Annotated in this window: 18 protein-coding genes and 1 rRNA gene; 5 read left to right on the top strand and 14 right to left on the bottom strand. The window is 72.1% G+C overall.

Going from position 1 to position 16,405, the window contains the following annotated elements; genetic code table 11:
* Window positions 1–49 precede the first annotated feature (49 nt).
* The 11 genes from xerD to ACERMF_RS07290 all read right to left on the bottom strand — a co-directional run bounded on the left by xerD (window position 50) and on the right by ACERMF_RS07290 (window position 10,734).
* Window positions 50–1,015: a site-specific tyrosine recombinase XerD gene (gene xerD / locus ACERMF_RS07340; protein WP_373668404.1), complete on the bottom strand. Its 966-nt coding sequence runs from the start codon at window positions 1,013–1,015 to the stop codon at window positions 50–52.
* 62 nt (window positions 1,016–1,077) lie between these two features.
* Window positions 1,078–1,629: an NUDIX domain-containing protein gene (locus ACERMF_RS07335; protein ID WP_373668403.1), complete on the bottom strand. Its 552-nt coding sequence runs from the start codon at window positions 1,627–1,629 to the stop codon at window positions 1,078–1,080.
* 35 nt (window positions 1,630–1,664) lie between these two features.
* Window positions 1,665–3,440 (bottom strand): CTP synthase, encoded by a 1,776-nt coding sequence (locus ACERMF_RS07330; protein WP_373668402.1) that lies wholly within the window; start codon window positions 3,438–3,440, stop codon window positions 1,665–1,667.
* Between the two features lie 100 nt (window positions 3,441–3,540).
* A complete protein-coding gene (locus ACERMF_RS07325; RefSeq protein WP_373668401.1) occupies window positions 3,541–4,323 on the bottom strand; it encodes a M23 family metallopeptidase in 783 nt (260 codons plus the stop codon).
* Window positions 4,324–4,499: 176 nt separating this feature from the next.
* Window positions 4,500–5,273 (bottom strand): hypothetical protein, encoded by a 774-nt coding sequence (locus tag ACERMF_RS07320; RefSeq protein WP_373668400.1) that lies wholly within the window; start codon window positions 5,271–5,273, stop codon window positions 4,500–4,502.
* A 210-nt stretch (window positions 5,274–5,483) separates the two neighbouring features.
* Window positions 5,484–7,160, bottom strand: coding sequence for a DNA repair protein RecN (gene recN, locus ACERMF_RS07315; RefSeq protein ID WP_373668399.1), 1,677 nt, complete (start codon window positions 7,158–7,160; stop codon window positions 5,484–5,486).
* A 94-nt stretch (window positions 7,161–7,254) separates the two neighbouring features.
* A complete protein-coding gene (locus tag ACERMF_RS07310) occupies window positions 7,255–8,124 on the bottom strand; it encodes an NAD(+)/NADH kinase (protein ID WP_373668398.1) in 870 nt (289 codons plus the stop codon).
* Window positions 8,121–8,945 (bottom strand): TlyA family RNA methyltransferase, encoded by an 825-nt coding sequence (locus ACERMF_RS07305; protein WP_373668811.1) that lies wholly within the window; start codon window positions 8,943–8,945, stop codon window positions 8,121–8,123. The genes ACERMF_RS07310 and ACERMF_RS07305 overlap by 4 nt, the downstream gene beginning before the upstream one ends.
* Window positions 8,946–8,948: 3 nt before the next feature.
* Entirely contained in the window at window positions 8,949–9,116 is a 168-nt protein-coding gene (locus ACERMF_RS07300) for a hypothetical protein (protein WP_373668397.1), read from the bottom strand.
* On the bottom strand, window positions 9,113–9,904 hold the full coding sequence (locus ACERMF_RS07295) for a phasin family protein (protein WP_373668396.1): 792 nt from the start codon (window positions 9,902–9,904) through the stop codon (window positions 9,113–9,115). Before ACERMF_RS07295 ends, ACERMF_RS07300 begins: the two co-directional genes overlap by 4 nt.
* Before the next feature lie 59 nt (window positions 9,905–9,963).
* The gene (locus ACERMF_RS07290; RefSeq protein ID WP_373668395.1) at window positions 9,964–10,734 is read right to left on the bottom strand and encodes a dihydrofolate reductase family protein; all 771 of its coding nucleotides are present in this window, start codon (window positions 10,732–10,734) and stop codon (window positions 9,964–9,966) included.
* Window positions 10,735–10,883: 149 nt separating this feature from the next.
* Here ACERMF_RS07290 and ACERMF_RS07285 point away from each other — a divergent pair, with 149 nt between their 5' ends.
* Genes ACERMF_RS07285 through ACERMF_RS07270 form a run of 4 tightly spaced genes read left to right on the top strand, consistent with a single transcriptional unit; the run spans window position 10,884 to window position 13,660 of the window.
* Complete coding sequence (locus ACERMF_RS07285; protein WP_373668394.1) at window positions 10,884–11,222, top strand: sterol-binding protein; 339 nt, start codon at window positions 10,884–10,886, stop codon at window positions 11,220–11,222.
* A gap of 13 nt (window positions 11,223–11,235) precedes the next feature.
* On the top strand, window positions 11,236–12,069 hold the full coding sequence (locus ACERMF_RS07280; protein WP_373668810.1) for a rhomboid family intramembrane serine protease: 834 nt from the start codon (window positions 11,236–11,238) through the stop codon (window positions 12,067–12,069).
* The gene (locus tag ACERMF_RS07275; RefSeq protein ID WP_373668393.1) at window positions 12,066–12,644 is read left to right on the top strand and encodes an ATP-dependent zinc protease; all 579 of its coding nucleotides are present in this window, start codon (window positions 12,066–12,068) and stop codon (window positions 12,642–12,644) included. Before ACERMF_RS07280 ends, ACERMF_RS07275 begins: the two co-directional genes overlap by 4 nt.
* Window positions 12,641–13,660 carry a succinylglutamate desuccinylase/aspartoacylase family protein gene (locus tag ACERMF_RS07270; RefSeq protein ID WP_373668392.1) on the top strand — a complete coding sequence of 340 codons (1,020 nt, stop codon included), beginning with the start codon at window positions 12,641–12,643 and terminating at the stop codon, window positions 13,658–13,660. Before ACERMF_RS07275 ends, ACERMF_RS07270 begins: the two co-directional genes overlap by 4 nt.
* 32 nt (window positions 13,661–13,692) lie before the next feature.
* Here the strand turns inward: ACERMF_RS07270 and ACERMF_RS07265 are convergent, their stop codons facing one another.
* Entirely contained in the window at window positions 13,693–14,088 is a 396-nt protein-coding gene (locus ACERMF_RS07265; RefSeq protein WP_373668391.1) for a single-stranded DNA-binding protein, read from the bottom strand.
* Window positions 14,089–14,183: 95 nt separating this feature from the next.
* Between ACERMF_RS07265 and ACERMF_RS07260 the strand changes: the two genes are divergently transcribed.
* Window positions 14,184–15,200, top strand: coding sequence for an MBL fold metallo-hydrolase (locus tag ACERMF_RS07260; RefSeq protein WP_373668390.1), 1,017 nt, complete (start codon window positions 14,184–14,186; stop codon window positions 15,198–15,200).
* A 9-nt stretch (window positions 15,201–15,209) separates the two neighbouring features.
* On the opposite strand, the gene ACERMF_RS07255 is transcribed toward ACERMF_RS07260, so the two are convergent.
* Together ACERMF_RS07255 and rrf are read right to left on the bottom strand one after the other, a co-directional pair.
* Window positions 15,210–16,115, bottom strand: a complete 906-nt coding sequence (locus ACERMF_RS07255) for a hypothetical protein (protein WP_373668389.1) — start codon at window positions 16,113–16,115, stop codon at window positions 15,210–15,212.
* Between the two features lie 154 nt (window positions 16,116–16,269).
* Window positions 16,270–16,386 (bottom strand): 5S ribosomal RNA (gene rrf, locus ACERMF_RS07250).
* Window positions 16,387–16,405 lie beyond the last annotated feature (19 nt).

Genomic DNA, 16,405 nt, shown 5'->3' with positions numbered 1-16,405 from the left:
GGACGCAACTGGCTTGAGTCGACATATCGATGACACTGTGTCGACATACCTATATGTCGACAGGTTGGGACCGGTGGGCTCTCGGATGCGCCTGCTCGTAGACCTTGCGCAGCGCGGCCCGGCTGACCAGGGTGTAGATCTGTGTCGTGGTGACACTTGCGTGCCCGAGCAGTTCCTGGACCGCCCGGACGTCGGCGCCCCCGTCCAGCAAGTGCGTCGCGAACGAGTGACGCAACGTGTGCGGCGACACCCGCTCGCCGAGACCGACGCGGTCGGCATGCCCACCGATGAGCTTCCACGCCCCCTGCCGGGTGAGCCGACCGCCGCGGGCGTTGACGAACAGTGCCGGCGAGCGTCCGGCAAGTCGGGGTCTCGCGGTGACGAGCCAGGCGTCGAGTGCCTGTGCCGCCGGTTCACCGAAGGGGACGATGCGCTGCTTGTCCCCCTTGCCCTGGACCCGGACCAGTCGATCGACCCGGTCGAGGTCGTCGACGTCGAGTCCGGTCAGCTCGCTGATGCGCAGGCCGGCGCCGTACAGCACCTCCAGCATGGCCCGGTCCCGTAGCACCAGCGGCCCGTCGCCGACCGGGGCGCCGAGCAGCGCCTCGATCTCGGCGACCGACAGCGCCTTCGGCAACGACCGCGGCGCGCGGGGCGTGACCACGTCGGCGGACACGTCCTGCGGCGCCAGACCCTCGCGGGCGAGGAAGCGGTGGAATCCTCGGACCGCCACCACCATCCGCGCGATCGACGACTCGGCGTACCGCCGGCCCCGCTCGTTGCTGCGGCCCCGCAACCAGCCGACGTAGGCCTCGAGGTCGTCCGCTGCGACGTCGCGGGGATCGGGCACCCCGATGTCCGCGAGGTAGTCGGCATAGCGGGCGAGGTCACGGCGATACGCGTCGACGGTGTTCCCCGACAGGCCGCGTTCCGCCCGGAGATGGTCGATATATCTCGATGTCAGCCCGGGCACGGCGGCAGAAGCGTTCGTGGCGGACACCGGCTCCGCCCCCATGCAGCGCTCCCGTCGTGGGTTGCGGCGCAGCGTAGTGAGCCGCGGCGCCGGCTCCCGGCAGCTCAGCCGGACAGGGCACGTTCGGCGAGGAGCAGACCGATCACCGTCTTGGCGTCGGTCACCTCGCCTGCGGCGACCAGGGCCACCGCCTCGGCCAGCGGGAGACGCACGACCTCCATGTCCGCTTCCTCGTGCTCGACGACGAAGTCGTCCGGGATCGGTGCGGGCTGCGGGTCGCGTGCCAGGAAGACATGGGTGCGTTCGGTGCTCCAGCCCGCCGAGTTCAAGAACACCGTCAGCGACTGCAGCTCGTCGGTGTCGTGGCCGATCTCCTCGATCAGCTCCCGGTGCGCGGCTGCCTCCGGCGAAGGGTCGTCGGGGTCGATGATCCCGGCCGGCAGTTCCAGGACGTAGGCGCCCACCGCCTGGCGGTACTGCTTGAGCAGAAACACCTCGCGATCGTCGGTGACGGCGACCATCGCGACCGCGTGGTGTTGCTCGACGATCTCGCGCTCGACCTCGTCGCCGTCTGGCATCCGCACGGTGTCGATGCGGACCTTCGCCCGGCCCTCGTAGACGGTGCGGCGGTCGGTGGTCTCGAACCAGGCGGCCATGGCGCCTCCGTATCGGCGGGCGGGACGTGCGCTCGTCAGTCCCGGGCCGCGGAGAACGAGTCGGACACGACGTCGAATCCGACCGCGTCGGCCAGTTCGCTCGCCGTCGGCTCGTCGTACTGCGCCCCCTCGGCCTCGATCGCGACCTCCTCGAGGACGACCGGGAGACGGCCGGAGGTCTCGCGGCGGCGCTGGAGCGCCGCGGCGACGAACCCGTCGAAGAGCGGATGCGGCCGGTTCGGGCGTGACTTGAGCTCGGGGTGGGCCTGGGTCGCGACGAACCAGGGATGGTCGGGCAGCTCCACGAACTCGACCAGACGGTCGTCCGGCGACAGGCCGGAGAACAGCAGCCCGTGATCCTCGAGTCGCTGGCGGTAGCGGTTGTTGACCTCGAAGCGGTGCCGGTGGCGCTCGTAGATCACCGGTTCGTCGCCATAGGCCCTGCGGGTGCGCGTGCCAGGCTTGAGCTTGGCCGGATACGAGCCCAGCCGCATCGTGCCGCCCTTGTCGGTGACGTCACGCTGGTCATGCATGAGGTCGATGACGGGGTCGGGCGAGTTCGGCTCGAACTCCGACGAGTGCGCGAAGGGAAGGCCTGCCACGTTGCGGGCGAACTCGATCACCGCACACTGCAGCCCCAGGCACAGACCGAGGAACGGGATCCCGTGCTCACGGGCGTAGCGCACCGCGGCGATCTTTCCCTCGACCCCGCGGACGCCGAACCCACCGGGCACGAGCACACCGTCGACGTCGCTGAGCTGCCGGGCGACGGTGCCGGCGATCGCGTGCTCGTCGGCCGGCGACAGGTCGTCGCTGGCGATCCACTCGAGCTCGACGTCGGTGCCATTGGCGATGCCGCCGTGGCGGAGGCTCTCGACCACCGACAGGTAGGCGTCGGGAAGCTCGACGTACTTGCCGACGATCGCGATGCGCACCCGCTCCTTGGCGGACTGGACCCGCTGGACGAGGGCTTCCCACTCGCTGAGGTCGGGATCGACGTCGGGCAGACCGAGACGCTTCGCGACCACCCGGTCGAGCCCTTCCTCGCGCATGCCGAGCGGCACCTCGTACAGCGAGGACCGATCGACCGACGCGATCACGGCCTCCACCTCGACGTCGCACTGCAGGGCGACCTTGCGTCGCAGGCCGTCCTCGAGGTCGCGGTCGCTGCGGAGCACGAGGACGTCGGGCTGGATACCGACTGCCCGCAGTTCGCGAACCGAGTGCTGCGCCGGCTTGGTCTTGAGTTCGTTCGAGGCCGCGATGTAGGGCACCAGCGCGCAGTGCACGTAGCAGATGTTGTCGCGGCCCACGTCGTAGCGAAGTTGCCGGATCGCCTCGAGGAAGGGCAGCCCCTCGATGTCGCCCACCGTGCCGCCGACCTCGGTGATGACGACGTCGACGAGATCACCACCGGCCCCCGCGACACCGTGGATCCTGGCCTTGATCTCGTCGGTAATGTGCGGGATGACCTGGACCGTCTTGCCGAGGTAGTCGCCCCGACGTTCCTTGTTGATGACCGACTGCCAGATCTGACCAGAGGAGACCGAGGAGCCGCGGTGCAGGTTCTCGTCGATGAAGCGTTCGTAGTGGCCGAGGTCGAGGTCGGTCTCGCCGCCGTCGTCGGTGACGAACACCTCACCGTGCTCGAACGGGTTCATCGTGCCCGGATCGACGTTGAGGTAGGGGTCGAGCTTCTGCATCGTCACGCGCAGGCCGCGGTTCTTGAGCAGACGGCCGAGCGAAGCGGCGGTGATGCCCTTGCCGAGCGCCGAAGCCACACCACCGGTCACGAAGATGTGCTTGACCACCGCAAGGCCTCCTGGATGTTCGGCACGGCCGCATGCGGCCCGGACGACGGTAGCGGGCGGACGGTGTCGCGGCCAACGAGGCGACGCCGACCGGGGCCGGTCAACTGCCGGCGGACCCGGCGGCGTCGAGGTCGTCGCCGCTGCCCGGCGGTGGCGCCGGCTTGACCTCGAGGTGGACGTGTCCGAACCGGTGCGGCTCGGTGTAGCGGTCGATGTGGCTGGAGAAGGGAAAACGCAGTGCCTGTCGTGCGACGATCGTCTCGCCCGCGACCACCCGGTCCCCCACGGCGACGCTGGCACCGTCGACGTGGATCATCACGACCCGAAGGTGCGGCGCCTGCGCCGGTTCGATCTCGATGCGGTGATCGCGGTACTTGCCGTAGAGGAAGTACTCGCGGACGTCGGTCACCTCGCCGTCCACCGGCGAGCGGATCGCGATCCCCTCGGGGAAGACCAGGTCGGCCGCCGAGGTGGCCGGCATCGGACGCCCACGGGACGACAGGACGACGTAGTCGGGTCCGGCCGCGTCGGACGGCGGGGGGTCGAACTTGGTGGTGTTCTGGTGGTCGACCACGGTGCCGTTGGGCTCGAGCGCGAGCGGCTCGCGGGTCGCCGCCTCGTGGAAGCCGAGAACGACGATCTCCTCGGCCGGCAGGAGCAACTCGAGCCCCTCCACCCGGGCGAATGCCGCGGGACGGTCCGCTGCTTCGGTCGCGGCGTCGGCGTCGGCCGGGGCCTGCGCGGAGCGCGCCGGGCGCTCCTGGGCCGCCGGCGCGAGCCCACCGCCACCCCGCGCGATCGGGTGGTCGACGCCCGCCGAGGTGCTGCTCGCCGTCGCGACGGCGGTGCCCGCGCCCACGACGACGCCGACGGTCACCACCACCGCCACACTCGCGATCAACCCACCGAGGGCGACCAGCGCGTACGGCGATCGACGGCGCTGACGGCCGAACAGCGCGCGGGATCGGCGCAGAGCAGGGTCCTTGCTCGACGGGGCACTGAGCGCGGAAATCTACCCGGCCGAATGGCCGGCGGCTGGCTTCCGGTGCTGGTCGGAACTCAGGCGGCGACCTCGTTGCGGGTCACCTCGACGTGGACGTGTGGCAGCGCGGCGCCGACGAACCGGTCGATCTGGCTCGGGAAGTCGAGCAGTCGCGCGGCCGGGGCGATCACGGTCTCCCCCGCCAGCACCTGATCGCCCTCGGCGACGCTGGCGCCGTCGAGGTGCAGCACCGCCACCCGCAGGTCCGGACGGTCGGTCGGGCGAATGTGCACGAGCGTGTCGGTCACCTTGCCGTACAGGTGGTAGTCCGCCACCGCGACCACGACCCCGTCGACGGGCGCGACGACCCGCTCGGTCTCCTCGAGCACGACATCGGCGGCGCTCGTCGGATGCTGGGCGCGCTGCCGACTGGGCAACACCAGGAACTCCGGGCCATCGGTGGAGGCGATGTCGGCCGGGTCGAAACCGTTGGGGTCCTCCGTCTGCTCCCAGGTTCCGACCGGGGACAGGGGCAGGGCCGCCGAGGCGGCGGCTTCGTGGAAGCCGAGCGCCACCACCTCGTCGGCCGGAAGACGCAGGTCGAGTCCTTCGACGACGGCGAACACCTCGGTGCTCGTCGCCGGCGGGCCAACCGGTGTCGCCGATCCCCCGGCGTCGCCCGGTTCGGCGGCGTCGGCGGCTTCCAGGGCTTCGACGGCATCGACGGTGTCGACCAGACCCATCGCGAGCGGGCCAGCAAGGACCGGCGCGGGGCGGTCACGGTCGGCCGTCGCGTGCGGCAGCGTGAGCAGGGCGACGGCGGCGACGACGAGCGAGACGGTGGCAGGCATGCGACGGCCGAGGCCGTTCGCACGCGCGCGGGCAGGGGCGAGCGCACGAGTCAGGATGGAACTCCGGGACGGAGGAGGCGAGCGAGATCACGCACACCGGGGAGCGAGTCCGGCGGCGTCGGTGGCTACTCCGACGACTTCCTGGTCAGCCGACCGACAACCGCAAGGTACCGACGGACGGCCACGTCCGCCACCGGCCGTCTTCGGCCGTCAGATCGCTGGTCGGCGGGCGAGCGCGAGCAGTTCCCGGGCGTGCTCGACACCCGCCGCAGCGGTCGCGTCACCGCCGAGCATCCGCGCCAGTTCGGTGGCGCGCTGATCATCGTCGACGCGACGGGCGGAGGTGACGGTGCGGCCGGCGGCCAGTCCCTTCTCCACCACGTAGTGCACGTCGGCATAGGCGGCGAGCTGCGCGAGGTGGGTCACGCACAGCACCTGCCGCGGGCGTCCGTCGCTGCCACGTGCCAACCGGGCGAGCTTCTCCCCCACGGCGAGCGCCGTCGCCCCGCCGATGCCGGCATCCACCTCGTCGAACACCAGCACCCGCGCGTCGTCGACGTCGGCGAGTGCGACCTCGACGGCGAGGGAGACCCGGGAGCGCTCGCCGCCCGAGGCCGCCTGGGCCAGCGGTCGTGCCGGCTCCCCCGGATTGGCCGCGAGCAGGAAGGTCACGCGGTCGAGACCGTCGTGGCCGGGCTCGCCGTCGTCGTGGGCGACCTCGACCTCGAAGCGGGCGTGCGGCATGGCGAGGTCACCCAGATGCCCGTCGACGACCTCGGACAGGCGTTCGGCCGCGAGGGTCCGCCCGCGGTGGACGTCCTGCGCCAGCTCGGCGAGGCGTGCGCGGGCGTCGGCCACCCGCGCGTCGAGCCCATCGGCGTCGGCTTCCTCGGATTCCAGCTCGAGGAGCCGGGCACGTGCCTGCTCCGCGTAGGTCAGCACCGCCGGCATGTCCGGCCCGTACTTGCGCAGCAGCTGGTTGATGAGCGCCCGGCGGTCCTGCAGTTCCGCGAGTCGCTCGGGGTCGGCCTCGGCCTGCTCGCCGTAGCTGCGCACGTCGATGGCGAGTTCGGTCAGCTCGGCCGCCACCGCGGCAGCGCGAGCGACGAGGTCGGCATGGGCGGGATCGTCGATGTGCAGCCGCCGCAGGGCGTCCAGGGCCACCCCGACCGGTTCGCCCGCGCCGTCGCTTCCGAGCGCCTGCGCGGCCGTCGCCGCCGCCAACTGCACCTCCTCGGCGTTGGCCAGCAGGTCCAGGTCGCGATCGAGGGTGGCGTCCGCCGCCGGGTCGAGCTCGGCACGGTCGATCTCGTCGACCTCGAACCGGAGCCGGTCGAGGTCACGCGCCCGCTCGCGTGCGTCCTGCTGCAGGCGTTCACGCCGCTGGGCCAGTTGCTTCCAGGTGTCGAAGGCGGCGCGGTAGTCCTGCAGTGCGCGGGCGTGCGCGTCGCCGGCGAATCGATCGAGCAGGGCGCGTTGCACGTCGGGGCGCGACAGGCGGACGTGCTCGTGTTGCGCGTGGACCTCGACGTGGCGCCCGAGGACGTCGGCGAGCACGGACACCGGTGCGAGGCGACCGCCGACACGCGCCCGGGAGCGGCCGTCGGACGGGATCTCGCGCGCGACGACCAGGCTGTCGTCCCCGTCACCGAGCCACTCCGCCGCCTCCGGTGGCGGCGGGCTCACGACGGCCTCGGCGAGCGCGAGCGACGCTCCGCTGCGAACCAGGCCGCTGTCCGCGCGGGCGCCGAGCAGCAACTGCAGCGCCGTCACGACCATCGTCTTCCCGGCGCCCGTCTCCCCCGTCACGACGGTGAGTCCGGGCGACAGGCGCAGTTCGGCGTCCTCGATCACGCCCAACCCACGGATGTGCAGTTGGTCGAGCATGCCCGCTCCTGGCGACGGTTCGGGGCAGGCTACCGAGGCCGCGTGACCCGACGCGTGTCCCCGTGACGGCGCTTGGGGAACGCGCCGGGTGGAATCAACGGAGCCCGAACTTGCGGCGCACGAGCGCATAGAAATCGAGGGCACCCACGCGAGCGAGCCGCACCGGACGGCCGTCGCCGCGGACGCTCACCCACCCGCCGGGTTCGAGCAGGACCGGTTCACGCCCATCGCACGACACCACCGCCGGCGCCTGGTCGGCCACGAGGTCGACCCGGATCTCCTCGTCGAGGGCGGCGACGACGGTCCGGTCGAACAGCGTGTGCGGCGCGACCGGCACGACCAGGGTGGCGGGCACCCGCGGCGAGACGATCGGACCTCCGGCGGACAGGGCATAGGCGGTCGAACCCGTGCTGGTCGCCACGATCAACGCGTCGGCCGGCACCTTCGCGAACATCGTCTGGTCGACGTGCACGTCCATCAGCAGCAGGCGTTGCCTCGCCGTCTTCTCCAGCGCGACCTCGTTGAGCGCCCAGCCGCTGGCGAGCAACGTGCCGTCCGGTGCGTGGGCCCGGACCTCGAGGGTCGCCCGGGACTCGACGGCGAACCCGTCGGTGACGACGGTGCGCAACGCCGCGGCGACCTCCTCGTGCTCGACCTCGGCGAGGAAGCCGAGCCGTCCGAGGTTGACGCCGAGGACGGGGACGTCGGCATCGCGGCACAGGTGGGCGGCTCGCAGGAACGTGCCGTCGCCACCGAACGAGACTGCGAGGTCGAGGCCGTGCGCGAACGCGTCGGGATCCACCAGGGTCGCGACGCCAGCGGGGTCGGTCGGCGACTCCTCGTCCGGGATCGCGCCGTCGGCGACGACGACCTCGGCCCCGTGTTCGGCGAGCGTCTGCGACGCCCGGCGTGCCGCCGCGACGGAGGCGTCCCGGCCCGCGTGCACGACCAGACCGACCTTCACGAACCCGCCCCGGAGCGATGCGCGCGTCCCTCGGCGACCGCCGCCGCCAGCACGTCGTCGAAGCCGGGCTCGTCCGCGCCGGCGGCTTCGAGGTGCATGAGGAACTCCACGTTTCCGGCGGGTCCGAGCAACGGCGAGGCGGTCACGTCCAGCCGTCGCCACCCTAGCGAGCGGGCCGCATCGGCAACGCGCAGCAGACACTGGCGCCAGACGTCCGGGTCACGGACCACGCCTCCCTTGCCCACCTGTTCGCGTTCGGCCTCGAACTGCGGCTTGACCAGCACGACCGCCTCGGCAGGGTCGGCGAGCAGCGGCCGCAGCGCCGGCAGCACCCCGGCGAGCGAGATGAACGACAGGTCCGCCACCATCAGGTCCGGCAGGGGTGGCGGCAGCAGGTCAGACGTCAGGTCGCGGACGTTGGTGCGCTCCTGCACCGTGACCTGGGGATGCTGACGCAGCTTCTCGTGGACCTGTCCGTAGCCGACGTCGTAGGCGAGGACGTGGGCGGCGCCGGCCTGGAGCAGGCAGTCGGTGAAGCCGCCGGTGGAGACACCCGCATCGAGGCAACGCCGGCCGGAGGGGTCGACCGCGAAGCGCTCCAGCGCATGCGCGAGCTTCTCGCCGCCACGCGAGACGAATCGACGGGCCGGTGCCGCGACCACGATCGCCTGGCCCGCGTGCACCTGCGTCGCCGACTTGAGCGCCGGGGCGCCGTCGACGGTGACCAGGCCGGCGGCGATGGCCTCCTGGGCCTCGGTGCGGCTGACGGTCAGGCCCCTGCGGACGAGTTCGGCGTCGAGCCGGCGACGCGACGGGCTGATCGCTCAGACCTCGTCGAGGCGGGCGAGCTCGCGGGCGATGCCGTCGTTGAGCCGCTCGAACACGGCGACGCGTTCGCCGACCGGCAGGGTGTCGACGGACCGGAGTGCGTCCGCCAGTCCGTCGAGCGCCCCATCGGTGCCGGCGTCGGCCACGCGGTCGGCGTCGGTCACGAGTCGTTGCCGCCGGTGATCTGGTCGAGGGTCTCGGCGAGCACGGCCGACGTCTCCGGCGGCGTGTCCGAACCGGCGCTGGCATCACGGCGGACGTCGTCCGCGGCGTGCTCCACGACCACGTCGCGCTCGACGGGCACCTCGCGTGCGGCCGTCTTCTTCGCCGCGGTCTTCTTCGCCGCGGTCTTCTTCGCGGCCGTCTTCTTCGCGGCCGTCTTCTTCGCCGCGGTCTTCTTCGCGGCCGTCTTCTTCGCGGCCGTCTTCTTCGCGGCCGTCTTCTTCGCCGCCGTCTTCTTCGCCGCCGTCTTCTTCGCCGCCGTCTTCTTCGCCGCCGTCTTCTTCGCCGCCGTCTTCTTCGCCGCGGTCTTCTTCGCGGCCGTCTTCTTCGCCGCCGTCTTCTTCGCCGCGGTCTTCTTCGCCGCGGTCTTCTTCGCCGCGACGGGAGTGGTCGCGGACGGCGCGCCGTCGCTGCCGTCCGACGTCGCACGGCCGGAGCGTGACAGCGAGCGCTTGAGGTCGGAGACCTGCTTCTGGACGCGCTCGAGTTCCTTGTTCGTGGCCAGCCCCATGCTGCGGACGGCGCGGGTGGACTCGGCCTTGACGAGCGCGACGATCGCTTCGCGGTTCCTGCCGCTGCGCTCGAGCAGGTCGTCGACGAGATCACCGACCTGGTCACCGGCGGCCTCGCCCGAACGCACGAGGTTCTTGACGATGCGTTCCGCCTTCTTCGCGGTCACCTGGGTCAGACCCGAGGCGGCTTCGATGTAGCGCTGCAGGGCGTCGTTCACGTGGGATTCCTCGTCCGGATCGAGGGGCTCAGGCTAGCAACCATCCCTGGCGGACCCGCCTACAGACGATCGACCGGTCCGTCGCCGACGACGCGGTAGCGCAGCAGCAGTTCGCTGCCGTGCTCGCGCAGTTCGAGCAGTTCGAGGTCGCGGAGCGGATGGGCCGCTCCGTCAGGGGCCGGCCCGATGATCCGGGCGGCATCACCACCGACCAGCGACGGCGTCAACGTCAGGAAGATCTCGTCGACCAGGCCGAGCGCGTACAGGGTGGCATTGAGGCGTGGGCCACCCTCGCACAGCACGCGTCCGAGGCCCATCGATGCCAGCTCGCGCGGCACCACGGTCAGATCGACCGCCTCCTCGCCGGCCACCATCACCTCGCCGGCGGCCGCGACGTCGGGTCGCTCGGCGACCGCTCGGGCGCAGGTGATCAGCAACGGCGGATGCGCGGGGTCGGTGAAGACACGCGCGCTGGGCTCCAGGTCGAGCCGGTTGCTCACCACGGCCAGGCGCGGAACTTCCGCCAGCCCCTTCGCCCGCCGCTGCTGCCGGCGCGCGGCGGAGCCGGTCCCGGGACCGTAGTTCTCGGCCCGCACGGTGCCGGCACCCACCAGGATCGCATCGGCGGCCGCCCGCAGCGCCCCGAAGGCCGCCTGGTCCGCGACACCACCGAGATCGGCCGTACGCCCGGCCACCGCGGCGGCGCCGTCGACCGAAGCCACCATGCCGAGGCTCACACCACTGCGGCCGCCGACCGGGCCGACGAGCAGCAGTTCCTCGTAGACCCGTTCCATGGTCTCGTCGCGCGCTTCGGGCAACAGCCGCCTCACGTTCACTCCCTCGATCGGCTTGCGGGGACGCTAGTGCCGAGCCGCGGGGAGACGGGGCCGCGCCGGTCGGCCGGGGAGGGCCGCGGACGCCGGCTGCTAGCGTCGCGGCTCGCATCCGAGCGTCCCCGACCCCGCAGGAGCCCGCCCCGGTGGCCACCGTCGAGGAGGTCGATGCCGTCCTCTTGCAGCTGCTGGGGCGACTCGGCGACGTCGACGAGGATCTGCGGGCCCTGTTGCCGAGCAAGCGGACCATCGAGGCCCGCTGCCCGGACATCGACTACGTCCGCCATGCCGAATGGCGTCGTGGCGAGCTGTTCGTGATGGACGAACCGCCGGCACGGCGCGCCGACATCCGGATCTCGGTGCGCTCCGACGACCTGGTCGCCATCGCCGCGGGCGAGCTGCCCTTCTCCCGCGCCTACGCCACCAACCGGGTCCGGCTCGATGCCTCGATGACCGACCTGTTGCGCCTGCGGGCCGTGCTGTGATCGCCGCCGCGTGATGGTGCTGCCCGTCGGCGACGTCAATCCGACGCATCGCCGCGCCGTCATCACCTGGCTGTTCGTCGTCCTCAACGTCGCGGTCTTCGCCTACCAGGTCACGCTCACCGGCTGTGAGCAGTACGCGTTCATCTACCGTTTCGCCGCGGTGCCCCGCGAACTGCTCGAGGTGCAGGCGTTGCAGGGCGACGAACTGCAGACGGTGCTCGGCCAGTGCGCGGCAGAGGGCGGCGGCAAGAACGTGCTCGTGTCGGCCATCACCGCGATGTTCCTGCACGGCAGCCTCGCCCACCTGCTCGGCAACCTGCTGTTCCTGGTCATCTTCGGCAACAACGTCGAGGACCGCCTGGGCCGACGGCGGTTCGTGGGCTTCTACCTCGCCGGCGGGTTGGCCGCGACCGCGGCGCACGTGGCGGTCAACACCGCCGGGTCCGGGTCGTACACGCCGCTGGTCGGGGCGTCCGGCGCCATCGCGGCGATCCTCGGCGCCTACCTGGTGATGTTCCCGCGTGCGCGGGTGTTCACCCTGGTGCCGTTCCCGCTGTACCTGCTCGCCATCGTGCTGCCCAAGGTGAAGATCCGTACGTGGCTGGTGCTGTTCGCCGTGGTCGCCATGCCCGCATGGCTGCTGCTGATGGGCTGGTTGGCGCTGCAGTACGTCGCGGTGCGCAACCCGGTCGGCGACGGGGTCGCCTACGAGGCACACATCGCCGGCTTCGTCGCCGGGCTGTTCCTGGTGTTGCTCCTCGACCGTGGTCGGCGGCGGCGAGGGCAGGACACCTTCCATCCGGTCCGCCGCTCGGCTCCCCCCACGTCCCCGCCGCCACGGCCGTGAGCGGGCAGGCGTTGGCCGGAGCGCACGGAGGCAGCCTCTACGCTGCGGCGGGTCCCGACCGTCGAAGCGAAAGCCGCACCGTGCCGTCCCCTCCCGACCACCGGCAGCTGCCGGTCCTGGGCTGGAAGGAGCACGTGACGCTGCCCGAATGGGGTCTGCAGTTGCGCGGCAAGCTCGACACGGGCGCCCGCTCCAGTGCACTGCACGTGACCAGCCTCGAGGAGATCGGCGAGCACCACGACGGCGAGGCGGGTCCGCTTCCGATCGTCCGGTTCGACGTCGTGCTCGGTCATCGCGACGCGCCCCGCCACCACGAGATCGAGTCGGTGGTCGTCGGTCACAAGGTGGTCAAGGACACGGGAGCGCGTGCCGAACGCCGCCCGGTCGTGCGTACCCGCATCGTGTGCGGCCCCCTGGACACCGTCGCCGACATCACCCTGACCGACCGCACCGGGATGATCTTCCGGATGCTGCTCGGTCGCCTCACGCTCGAGGACCACTGTCTCGTCGACCCCGCCAACGGGTACCTGGCGACCGTCGCGGGATCCGCTGCGGCCACGGCGCCGACCCCGTGAACGGCCCCGTGAGCGTCGCCGGGGTCAGCGTGGCGCCGGGCGAGCGCCGGGACCTGTTCCCCTCGGCGTCCGAGTCCTACACCGGGGACCGCACCACGCTGCCGATGGCGGTCATCAACGGCACCGGCGACGGCCCACGCGTGTTCGTCACGGCCGCCGTGCACGGCGACGAGCTCAACGGCATCGCGGTGTGCCGGGCGTTGCTCGACCGCCTCGACCCGGCCGAGCTCGACGGCGTCGTGGTCGTCGTGCCGATCGTCAACGTGCTGGGCGTGCAGATCGGGTCCCGGTACCTGCCGGATCGGCGCGACCTCAACCGGACCTTCCCCGGTTCCCACGACGGGTCGATGGCGGCCCGCATCGCGCGGCTGCTCGTCGAGGAGGTCATCGACGGCAGTGACGTGGGGATCGACCTGCACACGGCGGCGAACCAGCGCACCAACGTGCCCCAGGTCCGGGTCGACACCGGCGACGAGCGCGCCCGCGACCTCGCGGTGACGTTCGGCGCGCCCTTCGTGCTGGACGCGAGACTGCGGCCCGGATCGTTGCGCGAGGCCGCCGGCGAACGCGGCGTGTCGGTGCTCACCTACGAGGGTGGCGGGCCGCTGCGCTTCGACGACGACGCGATCGACGTCGCGACCCGCGGCGTGTTGCGGGTCCTCAACCGGCTCGAGATGACCGACGCCGCGCCACCGCCCGCCCATCCGGCGCCGATGGTCCTGCACGAGTCGAGGTGGCTGCGGGCGGAACGCGGCGGCCTGCTCGAGCTGCACGTCGCCGCCGGCGACCACCTGCAGGAGGGGCAGCCGCTGTGGACCACGTCCAGCCCGCTCGGTGAGGAGCGTGCCACCCACGAGGCCGCCGAGGAAGGCTTCGTGGTCGGTGCGACCACCCTGCCGCTGGTGCAGCCGGGCCAGGCGCTGTTGCACGTGGCGCTGCCCGGGGACCGGGTGCCGGCCGAGGACGACCCGAGCGAGGAGGAGGACGAGGACTTCGAGGACACCGACGCGCGCTGACATGGCGGCGCGCCGAGCCGGGCCGTTCCCTTTCACGTCTCGTCCGGCTCGCGCACCACGGTCACGCTGCTGGCCCGTACCTCGATCCGGCTGGCCCGACCGGTCGGGGTCGCCCACCAGCGCCGGCGCAGGGCGCCGTCTACCGCGACCCGGGCACCGGGGACCGTGCGCTCGGCCTGGGCGAGCAACCGCCGCCCGACCTGGCCCGCGCCCGGCCGTCCGCGGGCCGGTGCCGGACCGACGGTGACCGGCATGGTGTCCGCCCCGCCCTCAGGTCGAGGGACGACGATCCGCAGCAACACGAGCTCGTCGCCCGAGGGCAGGACCCGGCGCTCCGGTGTTCCGCTCGCCCGGCCGACGATGTGGACCTCGTTGACCGCCCATGGCGTCGGGGTGTCGTCCGGGGCGATGGTCGCGGGCGTGGTCATGGTTCCTCGTCCTGGTCGATGACTGGACCAGCACGCTACGACCGCGCAGGGCCGCGTCGTCACTAGGCTCGCCACAGGCTGTGGAAAGGTCGGGCGTGTCCGAGTCCAGCGCTGGTGGCGACGATGCCGGGCCCACGGCGTCCCCGGTGGAACGCTACGACGACGGGGTGCTCGCCCTGGACACCCTGACCGGGGGCATGCGGACGGTCACCGCCGGATTCCTGCTGACCGCACCGCGGCCGGCGCTGATCGAGTGCGGGCCCGCGCGCAGCATCGGCAACGTCATCGCCGGGTTGCGCACGCTCGGCTTCGATCCCGACGACCTCGCCTACGTCGTGGTGACCCACATCCACCTCGACCACGCCGGCGGCGCGGGCGACCTCGCCCGGGCCTTCCCCAACGCCACGATCGTCGTCAGCGAGGTCGGTGCGCCGCATCTCCACGAGCCGCAACGCCTGAACGACTCGTCCAAGCGGGTCTACGGGCCGCTGTACGACACCGTCTACGGCGCGTGCACCCCCATCGAGGCCGACCGGATGCTGGCCGTGACGGACGGCGACGTCATCGACCTCGGCGGTGGACGCGAACTCGAGCTGCTCTACACCCCCGGGCACGCGAAGCACCACGTGGGCGTGTACGACACCGACACCGGCGCGGTGTTCTCGGGCGATTCCGTCGGCGTCAAGCTGCCGGGGATGACCCACATCCGCCCCGCCACGCCGCCGGCGGACTTCCACCTCGAGGCCGCGCTCGCCTCGCTGGGGCGGTACCGGGAGCGCGAGCCGTCGCGGGTCTACCTGGCGCACTACGGGCCGGTCGATCCTCCGGACGAGGCCCTCCACGAAGCCGAGGAGCGGCTCCGGCTGTGGGCGGCGACCGCCGAGTCCGCCTATCGCGACGCCATCGCGGGTGGCCCGACCGGGACCGAACTCGACCACGTGGCCGAGACGCTGCAGCACCGCTTCGCCAGCGAGCTCGCGTTCACCGACCTCGACGAGGATCCGGACGCCGAGCGTCGCATCGAACTGTTGTCGGGCTACACCTCCAACGCCGCCGGCCTGGTGCGCTACTTCCGCCGTCGCGACGAGGGAACGCTGACCCCGATCGGCTGACCCTGACGGTCACGCCTCCAGCGCGTCGATCCGGTCGCTCACGTCGAGGAAGTCGGGGTCGATCGCGAGGACCGTGCGGTAGTGCTCGGCGGCGTCGCGGGGGTCGCCGTCGCGTGCGGCCAGCTCGGCGAGGGCGTAGCGGGCCCGCAGCACGTGTTCACCCTGCCCCGCGCCGGCACGCTGGAGGTAGGCGCGCAGCACGGCACGCCCGGCTCCGACGTCGCCGTCGTCGGCGAGTGCGGACGCCCACACGATCGCGGCTTCCGCACGCCGGTCCTCGGGGGCGCCGTCGGCGTGGACGAGCTCGGCGGCGGCGTCGACGATGCGGTCCACGCCCCGGTCGAGGGCGCGCAGGCAGTCGGCGATGAGATGGTTCTGGTCGACCTGGCCGGAGATGCGCTTGTAGGCCTGCAGTTCGCTGAGCGCGGCGGCGAACTGTTCGTCGAGGTACAGCGCCACGCCGTACGCCTCGCGTACCGCAGCGATGCGTGGCGCCTCGTGCTTGACCCAGGCCAGCATCGGCAGGGCGACGTCGAGGCGTTCCTCGTCGATGGCGGCCGCACCGATGCTGAGCGCGAGCGCGATGTCGCTGCCACGCCGGCTCCGCCCGATGACGCGGTCGATCTCGCGACGCACGCCCTTCGGCAGCTGCGGTTCCTCGTCTTCGGGAAGCTCGGGACGCGGCGGCGCGGTGCTCTCACGCCCCGGACGCGGCAGTGCGCCTGCCCGCGCCTTGGCACGGTCGAGACCGACCGGCGTCCGCGCGCCGGTCGGGGCACCGAGCGACCGACCGGGATCCTCGGCGTCGGGCCGGGAGGTACGCGGCCCGCCACGGTTGTCGCGCCGCGGCGCGCCGCGACCGCGGGGTGGCGTCGACTCGCGACGCCCGCGCTCGGGTGGCTGGCCCTGGGACACCTGGATCGCTCCTGGTCGTTGACGTGCACCGTAGACGACGAACCCTGCCCCGGAATCGACGGAGGAGAGCATCGCGCGGTGGAGGCCCGGTACGGAAAACATGCTGGAGAAACAGATCGAGGCCGCCCGTTTGGGCGGCCTCGACCGTGTGTGGTTCCCGCGGCGACCTACTCTCCCACCGGGTTTCCCCGGCAGTACCATCGGCGCTGGAGGGCTTAACTTCCGGGTTCGGAATGTTGCCGGGTGTGTCCCCTCCGCTGAGGCCACGGGAGACTGGTCCAACACGTGTG

The organism is Egicoccus sp. AB-alg6-2 (assembly GCF_041821025.1).
In the GTDB taxonomy this organism is placed as follows: Bacteria; Actinomycetota; Nitriliruptoria; order Nitriliruptorales; family Nitriliruptoraceae; genus Egicoccus.
Note: the sequence above shows the minus strand (reverse complement) of the source record. Positions and strands in the feature narration are given on the sequence as shown.

What these genes read in the sequence shown, in the direction of transcription:
- xerD (WP_373668404.1), bottom strand. Translation starts at nt 1,015, where the DNA reads ATGGGGGCGGAGCCGGTGTCCGCCACGAACGCTTCTGCCGCCGTGCCC.
- ACERMF_RS07335 (WP_373668403.1), bottom strand. Translation starts at nt 1,629, where the DNA reads ATGGCCGCCTGGTTCGAGACCACCGACCGCCGCACCGTCTACGAGGGC.
- ACERMF_RS07320 (WP_373668400.1), bottom strand. Translation starts at nt 5,273, where the DNA reads ATGCCTGCCACCGTCTCGCTCGTCGTCGCCGCCGTCGCCCTGCTCACG.
- recN (WP_373668399.1), bottom strand. Translation starts at nt 7,160, where the DNA reads ATGCTCGACCAACTGCACATCCGTGGGTTGGGCGTGATCGAGGACGCC.
- ACERMF_RS07280 (WP_373668810.1), top strand. Translation starts at nt 11,236, where the DNA reads ATGGTGCTGCCCGTCGGCGACGTCAATCCGACGCATCGCCGCGCCGTC.
- ACERMF_RS07265 (WP_373668391.1), bottom strand. Translation starts at nt 14,088, where the DNA reads ATGACCACGCCCGCGACCATCGCCCCGGACGACACCCCGACGCCATGG.